Annotated in this window: 10 protein-coding genes; all 10 read left to right on the top strand. The window is 69.5% G+C overall.

Annotated features, from left to right (window positions below; all coding sequences use genetic code 11):
* The first annotated feature begins 23 nt into the window (after positions 1–23).
* The 10 genes from nuoE to nuoN are packed head-to-tail and all read left to right on the top strand — an operon-like array spanning position 24 to position 13,005.
* Positions 24–842, top strand: coding sequence for an NADH-quinone oxidoreductase subunit NuoE (gene nuoE / locus ACFWU9_RS30525; RefSeq protein WP_384324186.1), 819 nt, complete (start codon positions 24–26; stop codon positions 840–842).
* Positions 842–2,197, top strand: coding sequence for an NADH-quinone oxidoreductase subunit NuoF (nuoF, locus tag ACFWU9_RS30530; protein WP_384324162.1), 1,356 nt, complete (start codon positions 842–844; stop codon positions 2,195–2,197). Before nuoE ends, nuoF begins: the two co-directional genes overlap by 1 nt.
* Positions 2,194–4,716 carry an NADH-quinone oxidoreductase subunit G gene (locus ACFWU9_RS30535; RefSeq protein ID WP_384324164.1) on the top strand — a complete coding sequence of 841 codons (2,523 nt, stop codon included), beginning with the start codon at positions 2,194–2,196 and terminating at the stop codon, positions 4,714–4,716. Before nuoF ends, ACFWU9_RS30535 begins: the two co-directional genes overlap by 4 nt.
* Positions 4,713–6,101: an NADH-quinone oxidoreductase subunit NuoH gene (gene nuoH / locus ACFWU9_RS30540; RefSeq protein WP_384324166.1), complete on the top strand. Its 1,389-nt coding sequence runs from the start codon at positions 4,713–4,715 to the stop codon at positions 6,099–6,101. The genes ACFWU9_RS30535 and nuoH overlap by 4 nt, the downstream gene beginning before the upstream one ends.
* Positions 6,094–6,753 carry an NADH-quinone oxidoreductase subunit NuoI gene (gene nuoI / locus ACFWU9_RS30545; protein WP_384324168.1) on the top strand — a complete coding sequence of 220 codons (660 nt, stop codon included), beginning with the start codon at positions 6,094–6,096 and terminating at the stop codon, positions 6,751–6,753. The genes nuoH and nuoI overlap by 8 nt, the downstream gene beginning before the upstream one ends.
* Complete coding sequence (locus ACFWU9_RS30550) at positions 6,750–7,574, top strand: NADH-quinone oxidoreductase subunit J (RefSeq protein WP_384324170.1); 825 nt, start codon at positions 6,750–6,752, stop codon at positions 7,572–7,574. Before nuoI ends, ACFWU9_RS30550 begins: the two co-directional genes overlap by 4 nt.
* The gene (nuoK, locus tag ACFWU9_RS30555) at positions 7,571–7,870 is read left to right on the top strand and encodes an NADH-quinone oxidoreductase subunit NuoK (protein WP_069927518.1); all 300 of its coding nucleotides are present in this window, start codon (positions 7,571–7,573) and stop codon (positions 7,868–7,870) included. The genes ACFWU9_RS30550 and nuoK overlap by 4 nt, the downstream gene beginning before the upstream one ends.
* 14 nt (positions 7,871–7,884) lie before the next feature.
* Complete coding sequence (gene nuoL / locus ACFWU9_RS30560) at positions 7,885–9,780, top strand: NADH-quinone oxidoreductase subunit L (protein WP_384324172.1); 1,896 nt, start codon at positions 7,885–7,887, stop codon at positions 9,778–9,780.
* A 4-nt stretch (positions 9,781–9,784) separates the two neighbouring features.
* Positions 9,785–11,356, top strand: coding sequence for an NADH-quinone oxidoreductase subunit M (locus ACFWU9_RS30565; protein ID WP_384324174.1), 1,572 nt, complete (start codon positions 9,785–9,787; stop codon positions 11,354–11,356).
* Positions 11,353–13,005, top strand: coding sequence for an NADH-quinone oxidoreductase subunit NuoN (gene nuoN, locus ACFWU9_RS30570; protein ID WP_384324176.1), 1,653 nt, complete (start codon positions 11,353–11,355; stop codon positions 13,003–13,005). Before ACFWU9_RS30565 ends, nuoN begins: the two co-directional genes overlap by 4 nt.
* Positions 13,006–13,080: the final 75 nt, after the last annotated feature.

Raw genomic sequence — 13,080 nt, forward strand, 5'->3', positions numbered from 1 at the left:
CGAGTTCCGAGGTCAGCCTCGGAATGCCCCAACTCCCCGCCCCCGACTACCCGGCCGATGTACGCGCCCGGCTGGAGACGGACGCCAAGGAGGTGATCGCCCGCTACCCCGACAGCCGCTCGGCCCTGCTGCCGCTGCTGCACCTCACCCAGTCCGAGGACGGGTACGTCACCCGTACCGGCGTCCGGTTCTGCGCCGAGATGCTCGGGCTGACCACGGCCGAGGTGACCGCGGTCTCCACCTTCTACTCGATGTACCGGCGCAAGCCGTCCGGCGACTACCAGGTCGGCGTCTGCACCAACACGCTCTGCGCGGTGATGGGCGGCGACGCCATCTTCGACGAGCTGAAGGAGCACCTGGGCGTCGGCAACAACGAGACCACCGAGGACGGCAAGGTCACGCTGGAGCACATCGAGTGCAACGCGGCCTGCGACTTCGCGCCGGTGGTGATGGTCAACTGGGAGTTCTTCGACAACCAGACCGTCGAGTCGGCGAAGCGGCTCGTGGACGACCTGAGGGCCGGCGAGCAGGTCAGCCCGACGCGCGGCGCGCCCCTGTGCACGTACAAGGAGACGGCCCGCATCCTCGCCGGCTTCCCCGACGAGCGCCCCGGCGCCGTCGACGCCACCGGTGGCGCGGGTCCGGCCTCGCTGATCGGCCTGAAGCTCGCCAAGGGCGAGGCACCCCCGGCCCGTACGCCCGCGCCGCGCGGCGACCGGGCACCCCGGGACACACCGCCCGAGCCCGGTTCCGAGCACCTCAGCTCCCACGACGCGCCGCAGCAGACCGCGCCGTCCGATCCCGCGAATCCCACGGGCCCGGTCGCCGAGGAGGGGAAGTGATGACCACCGCACCCGAGATGAGCGACACCGGCCCGGAGAAGCTCCTCTCTCCGGTCCTGTCCGCGTTCTGGGACCAGCCCGACGCGTGGACGCTGGAGACCTACCGGCGGCACGAGGGGTACGAGGGGCTGCGCAAGGCACTCGCCATGACGCCCGACGACCTCATCGCGTACGTGAAGGACTCCGGTCTGCGCGGCAGGGGCGGCGCGGGCTTCCCCACCGGCATGAAGTGGCAGTTCATCCCGCAGGGCGACGGCAAACCGCACTATCTCGTCGTCAACGCCGACGAGTCGGAGCCGGGCACCTGCAAGGACATCCCCCTTCTCTTCGCCAATCCGCACTCCCTCATCGAGGGAATGATCATCGCGTGCTACGCGATCCGCTCGTCGCACGCCTTCATCTATCTGCGCGGCGAGGTCGTGCCCGTACTGCGCAGGCTGCACGAGGCCGTACGCGAGGCCTACGAGGCGGGCTACCTCGGCAAGGACATCCTCGGCAGCGGGATCGACCTCGACATCACCGTGCACGCGGGGGCCGGCGCGTACATCTGCGGCGAGGAGACCGCGCTGCTGGACTCGCTGGAAGGACGGCGCGGACAGCCCCGGCTGCGCCCGCCGTTCCCGGCGGTCGCGGGTCTGTACGCGTGCCCCACTGTGGTGAACAACGTCGAGTCCATCGCCTCTGTTCCCGCGATCCTCAACCGCGGCAAGGACTGGTTCAAGTCGATGGGCAGCGAGAAGTCCGCGGGCTTCACGCTGTACTCGCTCAGCGGCCATGTCGCCGCCCCCGGCCAGTACGAGGCCCCGCTCGGCATCACGCTGCGCCAGCTGCTCGACATGGGCGGCGGCATGCGGCCGGGCCACCGGCTCAAGTTCTGGACACCGGGCGGCTCCTCGACCCCGATGTTCACCGACGAGCACCTGGACGTGCCCCTCGACTACGAGGGCGTCGGCGCCGCCGGCTCCATGCTCGGCACCAAGGCGCTCCAGTGCTTCGACGAGACGACCTGCGTGGTGCGGGCCGTCACCCGCTGGACCGAGTTCTACGCCCACGAGTCCTGCGGCAAGTGCACACCGTGCCGTGAAGGCACCTACTGGCTGGTCCAGTTGCTCCGCGACATCGAGGCCGGCAAGGGCGTGCCCTCCGACCTCGACAAACTGAACGACATCGCCGACAACATCAACGGCAAGTCGTTCTGCGCCCTCGGCGACGGCGCGGCGGCGCCGATCTTCTCCTCGCTCAAGTACTTCCGCGAGGAGTACGAGCAGCACATCACCGGCAAGGGCTGTCCCTTCGACCCGGCGAAGTCCACCCTGTGGGCCGACCGACCCGCGCACCTGGAGGTGAACGCATGACAGTCACCACCTCCGCCCCCACAGGCGGCGGCGAGGCGGCGGTCCCGCCCGAAGATCTCGTCTCGCTGACGATCGACGGCATCGAGATCTCGGTCCCCAAGGGGACCCTGGTCATCCGCGCCGCCGAACTCCTCGGCATCGAGATCCCCCGGTTCTGCGACCACCCGCTCCTCGACCCGGCCGGCGCCTGCCGGCAGTGCATCGTCGAGGTCGAGGGCCAGCGCAAGCCGATGGCGTCCTGCACCATCACCTGCACCGACGGCATGGTCGTCAAGTCGCAGATCACCTCGCCCGTCGCCGAGAAGGCGCAGCGCGGTGTGATGGAGCTGCTGCTCATCAACCACCCGCTGGACTGCCCGGTCTGCGACAAGGGCGGCGAGTGCCCGCTGCAGAACCAGGCCATGAGCGCCGGTCAGGCCGACACCCGGTTCGAGGGCAAGAAACGGACCTTCGAGAAGCCCGTACCGATCTCCACCCAGGTGCTGCTCGACCGTGAGCGGTGCGTGCTCTGCGCGCGCTGCACCCGCTTCTCCAACCAGGTCGCGGGCGACCCGGTGATCGAGTTCCTGGAGCGCGGCGCGCTCCAGCAGGTCGGTATCGGGGTGGGCGACCCGTTCGAGTCGTACTTCTCCGGCAACACCATCCAGATCTGCCCGGTCGGCGCGCTGACCTCGGCGGCGTACCGCTTCCGCTCCCGCCCCTTCGACCTGGTCTCCTCGCCGAGCGTGTGCGAGCACTGCGCGGGCGGCTGCGCCACGCGCACCGACCACCGGCGCGGCAAGGTCATGCGGCGCATGGCCGCCGACGACCCCGAGGTCAACGAGGAGTGGATCTGCGACAAGGGGCGGTTCGGCTTCCGCTACGCGCAGAAGCTGGACCGGATCACCTCACCCCTCGTACGCAACGCCGACGGTGAGCTGGAGCCGGCGAGCTGGCCCGAGGCACTCGCCGCCGCCGCGGCCGGTCTCGCCGGCGCGCGCGGCCGGTCCGCCGTCCTGACCGGCGGCCGGCTGACCGTCGAGGACTCCTACGCGTACGCCAAGTTCGCCCGGGTCGCGCTCGACACCAACGACATCGACTTCCGCGCGCGCGTGCACAGCGCCGAGGAGGCCGAGTTCCTCGCGGCCCATGTCGCCGGCCACGGCGTCGACCTGGACGGCAAGGGGATCACGAACACCACGCTGGAGAAGGCCCCGGCCGTCCTCCTCGTCGGCTTCGAGTCCGAGGAGGAGGCGCCCGGCCTCTTCCTGAGGATGCGCAAGGCCCACCGCAAGCACGGGCAGCGCAGCTTCTCCCTCGCCACGCACGCCACACCCGGTCTGAAGAAGGCGGGCGGCACGCTGCTGCCCGCCGCGCCCGGCACCGAGACCGAGTGGCTCGACGCGCTCGCCTCGCAGACGGGCCTCGAGGGCGCGGGCGTCCGCGCCGCCGACGCCCTGCGCGAGAGCGGCGCGGTGATCGTCGTCGGCGAACGGCTCGCCGCCGTTCCCGGCGGGCTCACCGCCGCCGAACGGGCCGCCACCGCGACCGGCGCCAAGCTCGTCTGGGTGCCGCGCAGGGCCGGTGAGCGCGGCGCGGTCGAGGCCGGCGCGCTCGCGACGCTGCTGCCCGGCGGCCGTCCCGCCACGGACCCCCGGGCCCGTGAGGAGGTCGCCGAGGTCTGGCGGGTACGCGAACTGCCGCACCGCCACGGCCGGGACACCGGCCAGATCGTCGAGGCCGCCGCGACCGGCGAACTCGGCGCGCTGGTCGTCGCGGGCGTCGAGGTCGCCGACCTGCCCGACCCGGCACGTGCGCGTGAGGCGCTCGCGGCCGTCGGCTTCCTGGTCTCGCTGGAGCTGCGGCCCAGCGAGGTCACCGACCACGCCGACGTCGTCTTCCCCGTCGCGGCCGTCGCCGAGAAGGCCGGCACCTTCCTCAACTGGGAGGGCCGGGTCCGGATGTTCGAGGCGGCGCTCAAGCCCGAGCAGATGACGCGCCGGCTGGCCACGGACGACGCGCGGGTGCTGCACATGCTCGCCGACGCCATGGACGTGTCCCTGGCGCTGCCCGATCTGAAGGCCGTCCACACCGAACTGGACCGGCTCGGCACCTGGGACGGCGCGCGCGCCGAAGGCCCCGTCGAGTCGTCGCGTCCGCTGCCCCGTCCGGGCACGGGCGAGGCGGTGCTCGCCGGTCACCGGCTGCTGCTCGACCAGGGCCGGCTCCAGGACGGCGACGAGGCCCTGGCGGGCACCCGTCACGCGGCCGTGGCCCGGCTCTCCGCCACCACGGCGGCCGAGACGGGCGTCAAGGACGGCGACGTCCTGGCCGTGACCGGCCCCGCCGGCACGGTCGAACTGCCGCTCAGCGTCACGGAGATGCCCGACAAGGTCGTCTGGCTGCCGCTGAACTCGGCCGGCGGCGGTGTCCTCGCGGACACCGGCTCCCGGCCGGGCACGCTGGTCCGGATCGGCCCCGCCGAGGCCGAGGCCCCGGCCGGAGCCCCGGAGTCCGACGCACCGGAGGTGCGCGCATGACCGCCCTCGACCGACTCGGCGCGGCCCCCGCGCAGAGCGTCCTCGCCGCCGAGGACCTCTCGATGTTCGGCACCGACCCGTGGTGGCTGGTGGCCCTCAAGGCCGTCTTCTGCTTCGCGTTCCTGATGGTGACCGTGCTGGTCGCCATCGTCTGGGAGCGCAAGGTCGTCGCCTGGATGCAGCTGCGCATCGGCCCCAACCGGCACGGCCCCTGGGGCATGCTCCAGTCGCTCGCCGACGGCATCAAGCTGATGCTGAAGGAAGACGTCGTCGTCAAGCGGGCCGACAAGGTCGTCTACGTCCTGGCGCCGATCATCGCGGCGGTGCCCGCCTTCATGGCGATCGCCGTGATCCCCTTCGGCCCCGCGGGCAACGAGGTGTCGATCTTCGGCCACCGTACGACGATGCAGCTGACCGACCTGCCGATCGCGATGCTCTACATCCTCGCGGTCGCCTCGGTCGGCATCTACGGCATCGTCCTCGCCGGCTGGTCGTCCGGGTCGACGTACCCGCTGCTCGGCGGTCTGCGCTCGTGCGCGCAGATGATCTCGTACGAGATCGCCATGGGCGCCGCGTTCGCCTCGGTGTTCCTCTACTCCGGGACGATGTCGACCTCCGCGATCGTCGAGGCGCAGGCCGACCGGTGGTACATCATCCTGCTGCCGGTCTCCTTCATCATCTACATCGTCACGATGGTCGGCGAGACCAACCGCGCGCCGTTCGACATGCCCGAGTCCGAGGGCGACCTGGTCGGCGGCTTCAACACCGAGTACTCGTCGATCAAGTTCGCGCTGTTCATGCTGGCCGAGTACGTCAACATGGTCACCGTCTCCGCCGTCTCCGCCACGCTCTTCCTGGGCGGCTGGCGGGCCCCGTACCCCATCTCCACGTTCTGGGAGGGTGCGAACCACGGCTGGTGGCCGATGCTCTGGTTCATCGTCAAGGTCCAGCTGCTGCTGTTCTTCTTCATCTGGCTGCGCGGCACGCTCCCGCGGGTGCGCTACGACCAGCTGATGAAGCTCGGCTGGAAGGTCCTGATCCCGGTCTCGGTCGTCTGGCTGATGCTGGTGGCCACCGTGCGCGCCCTGCGGAACGAGAACTACGACTTCCAGGACATCGTGCTCTACGTGGCCGGGGCCGTCATCGCGATCCTGCTGCTCTCCTTCGTCGCCGACATCTTCCGGGACAAGAAGGAGAAGGCCGCCGCCGCGGCCGAACCACCACCGCCCCCGTTCGATCCGATGGCCGGTGGATACCCGGTGCCTCCGCTGCCCGGGCAGAGCCTGCCGCCCGTGCCGCGACGGCGCTCACGCGGTGAGCGCGAACTGATTGTCAGTGGCGGGGTCAATACTGAGAGTGACGGAAAGGAGGGTGACGGTGTCTGACAACGCTTCCAAGGGTTCGAAGGGGGACGACCCCGGTGCGCGCCGGCTGAATCCGGTCGCCGGCTTCGGCGTGACCTTCAAGGCCATGTTCAAGAAGCGGCTGACCGAGCAGTATCCGGAGACGGAGAAGGTGACGGCGCCGCGCTTCCACGGCCGCCATCAGCTGAACCGTCATCCGGACGGTCTGGAGAAGTGCATCGGCTGTGAGCTGTGCGCCTGGGCCTGCCCGGCGGACGCGATCTATGTCGAGGGCGCGGACAACACCGAGGAGGAGCGCTACTCCCCGGGCGAGCGTTACGGCCGCGTCTACCAGATCAACTACGCCCGCTGCATCCTGTGCGGACTCTGCATCGAGGCGTGCCCCACGCGGGCGCTGACGATGACCAACGAGTTCGAGCTGGCCGACAGTTCGCGCGAGAACCTCATCTACACCAAGGAGCAGCTCCTCGCCGGTCTGCAGGAGGGCATGGTCGAGTCCCCGCACTCGATCTTCCCCGGCACGGACGAACAGGACTACTACCGGGGCCTGGTGACCGAGGCCGCCCCCGGCACGGTCCGGCAGGTCGCCTTCACCAAGGGCGAGCGCCCGCAGGAAGGCGCCTCCGACTTCGGCGAGGACGAACCGGCGTCGAGGAAGGTGATCGGAGGATGAACACGCTCGCCGCTTCCCTCACCTCGACCGGCGAGGCCGTCCAGTTCTGGATTCTCGGCACCGTCGCCGTGATCGGCGCGCTCTGCACCATCCTGATGAGGCGGGCCGTGCACAGCGCGCTCTGCCTCGCCGGGACCATGATCATCCTGGCGGTCTTCTACCTGGCCAACGGGGCGTACTTCCTGGGCATCGTCCAGATCGTCGTCTACACAGGCGCGATCATGATGCTGTTCCTCTTCGTGGTCATGCTCGTCGGCGTCACCGCCGCCGACTCGCTCACGGAGACGATCAAGGGCCAGCGCTGGTGGGCCGCCGCGTGCGGGCTCGGCTTCGGTGTCCTGCTGATCGCCGGCATCGGCAACGCGTCGCTGACGACCTTCACCGGACTCGGCGTCGCCAACGCCGGGGGCAACGTGGAGGGCCTCGCGGCCCTGGTCTTCACCAAGTACGTGTTCGCCTTCGAGATCACCGGCGCCCTGCTGATCACGGCCTCGGTCGGCGCGATGGTGCTCACGCACCGCGAGCGCACCGAACGGGCCCTGACCCAGCGCGAGATGTCCGAGCAGCGGATCCGCAGCAAGCAGTTGCCGCCGCTGCCCGCACCCGGTGTCTACGCCCGGCACAACGCGGTGGACATCGCCGGTCTGCTGCCCGACGGCACCGCCTCCGAGCTGACCGTCAGCCAGACGCTCAAGAACCGCGGCCAGATCCGGGACGTGTCCGGCGAGGCCATGGCCGACCTGAAGGCGCTGGAGCAGCGGTCGAGCGAGCGCCTCGGCCGTGTGGACCGCCGGGACCGCGAGGATGGGGTCACCAAATGAATCCGGTCAACTACCTCTATCTCGCCGCCCTGCTCTTCACCATCGGCGCGGCGGGAGTGCTGATCCGGCGCAACGCGATCGTCGTCTTCATGTGCGTCGAGCTGATGCTCAACGCGTGCAACCTCGCGTTCGTCGCCTTCTCCCGGATGCACGGCAATCTGGACGGCCAGATCATCGCGTTCTTCACGATGGTCGTGGCCGCGGCGGAAGTCGTCGTCGGGCTCGCGATCATCGTGTCGCTGTTCCGTTCGCGCCACTCGGCCTCGGTCGACGACGCCAGCCTGATGAAGCTCTGAGGGGTCGCTGAATCGTGGAGAATCTGATTGCGCCGCTCATCGCGGCGCCCCTGCTCGGAGCAGGTCTTCTGCTGTGCGGCGGGCGACGTCTCGACCGGGTGGGACATCTGCTCGGCACGCTGCTGGCGGCCGCCTCCTTCGTGATCGGCGTGGTGCTGTTCGCGGACATGCTGGGCAAGGGCGGCGAGGAACGCGCCCTGCACCAGCACCTGTTCAGCTGGGTGCCCGTCGAGGGCTTCCAGGCGGACATCGCCTTCCAGCTCGACCAGTTGTCGATGACGTTCGTCCTGCTCATCACGGGCGTCGGCACCCTGATCCACATCTACTCCATCGGGTACATGGAGCACGACGAGCGGCGCCGCCGCTTCTTCGGCTATCTGAACCTGTTCCTCGCGGCGATGCTGCTGCTCGTCCTCGCGGACAACTACCTGCTGCTGTACTTCGGCTGGGAGGGTGTCGGCCTCGCGTCGTACCTGCTCATCGGCTTCTGGCAGCACAAGCCCAGCGCGGCCACGGCGGCCAAGAAGGCCTTCCTGGTCAACCGCGTCGGCGACATGGGCCTGTCGATCGCGATCATGCTGATGTTCACCACCTTCGGTACGTTCGCCTTCGGGCCCGTCCTGGAGTCCACCGGTGAGGCGAGCGGCGGCACACTGACGGGCATCGGCCTGATGCTGCTGCTCGCCGCCTGCGGCAAGTCGGCGCAGGTGCCGCTCCAGTCCTGGCTCGGCGACGCGATGGAGGGCCCGACCCCGGTCTCGGCCCTGATCCACGCGGCGACGATGGTGACCGCGGGCGTGTATCTGATCACCCGCTCCGGCGCGATCTTCAACGCGTCGCCGGACGCCCAGCTGGTGGTCGTGGTCGTCGGAGCGGTCACGCTCCTCTTCGGTGCGATCGTCGGTTGCGCGAAGGACGACATCAAGAAGGCCCTCGCGGGCTCGACGATGTCCCAGATCGGCTACATGATCCTGGCCGCGGGCCTCGGCCCGATCGGCTACGTCTTCGCGATCATGCACCTGGTGACGCACGGCTTCTTCAAGGCGGGGCTGTTCCTCGGCGCCGGCTCGGTCATGCACGGCATGAACGACGAAGTGGACATGCGGAAGTACGGCGGACTGCGCAGGTACATGCCGGTCACCTTCGTCACCTTCGGTCTCGGCTATCTCGCGATCATCGGCTTCCCGGGTCTCTCCGGCTTCTGGTCGAAGGACAAGATCATCGAGGCTGCGTTCGCCAAGGGAGGCACCGAGGGCTGGATCCTCGGCGCCGTCACCCTGCTCGGCGCGGCCCTCACCGCGTACTACATGACGCGCGTGATGCTGATGACCTTCTTCGGCGAGAAGCGCTGGCAGCCCGACGCCGAGGGCAACGAGCCGCACCCGCACGAGTCGCCCAAGTCGATGACGATCCCGATGATCGTCCTCGCCTTCGGCTCGGTCTTCGCGGGCGGACTCTTCTCGGTCAACGAGGCCTTCGTGAAGTGGCTGGAGCCGGTCACGCACTTCGAGCACGGCCACCCGCCGATCAGCGCGGCGGCCGTCACCACGTCCACGGTCGTGGTGCTGCTCATCGGTGTCGGCGCCGCCTATCTCCAGTACGGCCGCAAGCCGGTCCCGGTCGTCGCGCCGCGCGGCTCGCTGCTCACCCGGGCCGCCCGCCGCGATCTCCTCCAGGACGACTTCAACCATGTGGTCCTGGTCCGCGGCGGCGAGCACCTCACCCGCTCCCTCGTGTACGTCGACCACACCCTGGTCGACGGTGTCGTCAACGGCACGGCGGCGTCGTTCGGCGGGCTCTCGGGCCGGCTGCGCAAGCTTCAGAACGGCTACGCCCGCTCCTACGCGGTCTCGATGTTCGGAGGTACGGCAGTGCTCATCGCCGCGACCCTGTTGATGAGGGCGGTGTAATCAGATGTCGTTCCCCCTTCTGACGGCGACGGCGGCCGTCCCGGCGATCGGCGCGATCGTCACGGCGGCCGTCCCGGCCGCCAGGCGCACGGCGGCCAAGTGGGTCGCGCTGACCTTCTCGCTCGCCACGCTCGTGCTGGCGGCGGTCGCGCTGGTCCGCTTCGAACCCGGAGGCGACCGGTATCAGCTGACGGAGTCCCACGCCTGGATCTCCGACTTCGGAGTCCGGTACGAACTGGGCGTGGACGGCATCGGTGTGTCGCTCATGGCGCTCACCGCCCTGCTGATGCCCTTCATCATCCTCGCGGGCTGGCACGACGCGGACCCGCTGGAGACGAAGAGCTCCCGCTGGCGGCCGACGCAGGGCTTCTTCGCCCTGATCCTGATGGTCGAGGCGATGGTGATCCTCTCCTTCGAGGCCACCGACGTCTTCCTCTTCTACATCCTCTTCGAAGCCATGCTCATCCCGGTGTACTTCCTCATCGGCGGCTTCGGGGACCGGGCCCACGCGGGTGGTGACGAGGCGGGAGCCACCCAGCGGTCGTACGCTGCCGTGAAGTTCCTCCTCTACAACCTGGCCGGCGGTCTGATCATGCTGGCTGCGGTCATCGGTCTCTTCGTGGAGGCGGGGACCTTCTCGCTGACGGAGATCGCCGCGGCCAGGGCCAACGGCACGCTGGACATGTCGACGGACATGGAGAGGTGGCTCTTCCTGGGCTTCTTCTTCGCCTTCGCCGTCAAGGCGCCGCTGTGGCCCGTGCACACCTGGCTGCCCAACGCCATGGGCGAGGCGACCGCGCCGGTCGCCGTCCTGATCACCGCGGTGGTCGACAAGGTCGGCACGTTCGCGATGCTGCGCTTCTGCCTCCAGCTCTTCCCGGAGGCGTCCAAGTGGGCCACCCCCGCGGTGCTGGTGCTGGCGCTGATCAGCATCGTCTACGGGGCGCTGCTCGCGGTCGGCCAGCGCGACATCAAGCGGCTCATCGCCTACGCGTCGATCTCGCACTTCGGCTTCATCATCATGGGCATCTTCGCGATGACCAGCCAGGGCCAGTCGGGCGCGACGCTCTACATGATCAACCACGGAATCTCGACGGCGGCGCTGCTGCTGGTCGCGGGCTTCCTGATCTCGCGGCGCGGATCCCGGCTCATCTCGGACTACGGCGGTGTGCAGAAGGTCGCCCCGGTCCTGGCCGGCACCTTCCTGATCGGTGGTCTGGCGACTCTCTCGCTGCCGGGGCTCGCCCCGTTCGTGAGTGAATTCCTGGTCCTGGTCGGCACGTTCAGCGTGTATCCGGTGATCGGCGTCATCGCGACGGTCGGCATCGTGCTCGCCGCGCTGTACGTCCTGGTCCTCTACCAGCGCACGATGACGGGTCCGGTCAACGAGTCGGTCCGCACCATGCCGGACCTGAAGCTCCGGGAGCTGGCGGTCGTCACCCCGCTGATCGCGCTCCTTCTCTTCCTGGGCGTCTACCCGAAGCCGCTGACCGACATCGTGAATCCGGCGGTGGAGCACACCATGAGTGACGTACAGAAGACCGATCCCAAGCCCGAGGTGGAGGCAGCACCGTGAGTGCGACAGCTGTCCACAGCCTGTGGACAACGACGGCGGCCGAGGGGATCGACAAGATCCCGGCCCCCAAGATCGAATACGCGCAACTGGCCCCGGTGCTGATCGTGCTGGGCGCCGCCGTCGTGGGCATCCTCCTTGAGGCCTTCGTCCCGAGGAAGGGGCGGTACCACTCGCAGCTCTTCCTCTCGGTCGTCGCCCTGGCCGCCGCGTTCGCCGCGGTGGTCGCCCTGGCGGCGGGCGGATACGGCAGTACGAAGGCGCACCTCGCCGCCATGGGCGCGATCGCCGTGGACGGCCCCGCGCTGTTCCTCCAGGGCGTGATCATCCTGACGGCGATCGTGGCCGTGTTCACCTTCGCCGAGCGCAGGCTCGACCCGGTGAGCCACGGCAACCGCATCGACTCGTTCGCCGCCCAGGGCGCCTCGGTGCCCGGCAGCGAGAGCGAGAAGGAGGCGGTCCGGGCCGGCTTCACCACCACCGAGGTCTTCCCGATCGCGCTGTTCGCGGTCGCCGGCATGCTGGTCTTCCCGGCCGCCAACGACCTGCTGACGCTCTTCATCGCGCTGGAGGTCTTCTCCCTCCCGCTCTACCTCCTCTGCGCGCTGGCGCGCCGCAAGCGGCTGATGTCGCAGGAGGCGGCGGTGAAGTACTTCCTGCTCGGCGCCTTCTCGTCCGCGTTCCTGCTCTTCGGTGTCGCCCTGCTGTACGGCTACGCGGGCTCGGTGTCGTACGCGCGCATCGCCGCCGTCGTCGACGGCTCGGTCGGCACGGTCGACCCGGTCCTCGCGGACACGATGGGCAACGACGCGCTGCTGCTCATCGGCGGCGCGATGATCCTTATGGGTCTGCTGTTCAAGGTCGGCGCGGTGCCGTTCCACATGTGGACCCCGGACGTCTACCAGGGCGCGCCCACACCGGTCACCGGCTTCATGGCCGCCGCGACGAAGGTGGCCGCCTTCGGCGCGCTCCTGCGGCTGCTCTACGTGGTCCTGCCGGGGCTGCGCTGGGACTACCGGCCGGTGATGTTCGGCGTCGCGATCGTCACCATGGTGTTCGGCGCCGTCGTCGCGATCACCCAGACGGACATCAAGCGCCTCCTGGCGTACTCGTCGATCGCGCACGCGGGCTTCATCCTGGCCGGTGTCATCGCCATGACCGACGAGGGCATCTCCTCCGTCCTCTTCTATCTGGCGGCGTACTCCTTCGTCACGGTCGGCGCGTTCGCCGTCGTCACGCTGGTGCGCGACGCGGGCGGCGAGGCGACGCATCTGTCCAAGTGGGCGGGGCTGGGGCGGCGTTCGCCCCTGGTCGCCGCGGTCTTCGCGGTCTTCCTGCTGGCCTTCGCCGGCATCCCGCTGACCTCGGGCTTCTCCGGCAAGTTCGCCGTCTTCAAGGCGGCGGCGGACGGTGGCGCCGGGGCGCTGGTCGTGGTCGGTGTGATCTCCTCGGCGATCGCCGCGTTCTTCTACGTCCGGGTCATCGTGCTGATGTTCTTCAGCGAGCCGAAGGCGGACGGCCCCACGGTCGCCGTGCCCTCGCCGCTGACGATGACGACCATCGGGGTGGGCGTCGCCGTGACGCTGGTGCTGGGCCTCGCGCCGCAGTACTTCCTCGACCTGGCGAGCCAGGCGGGCGTCTTCGTGCGGTAGCCCGTACGGGCAGGGAACGGAGCGGGGGGCCCCCCCCCCCCCGGGGGGCCCCCCCCGGTCCTTTACAAAAAAAAA

It is taken from the genome of Streptomyces sp. NPDC058653 (genome assembly GCF_042716895.1).
Classification (GTDB): domain Bacteria; phylum Actinomycetota; class Actinomycetes; order Streptomycetales; family Streptomycetaceae; genus Streptomyces.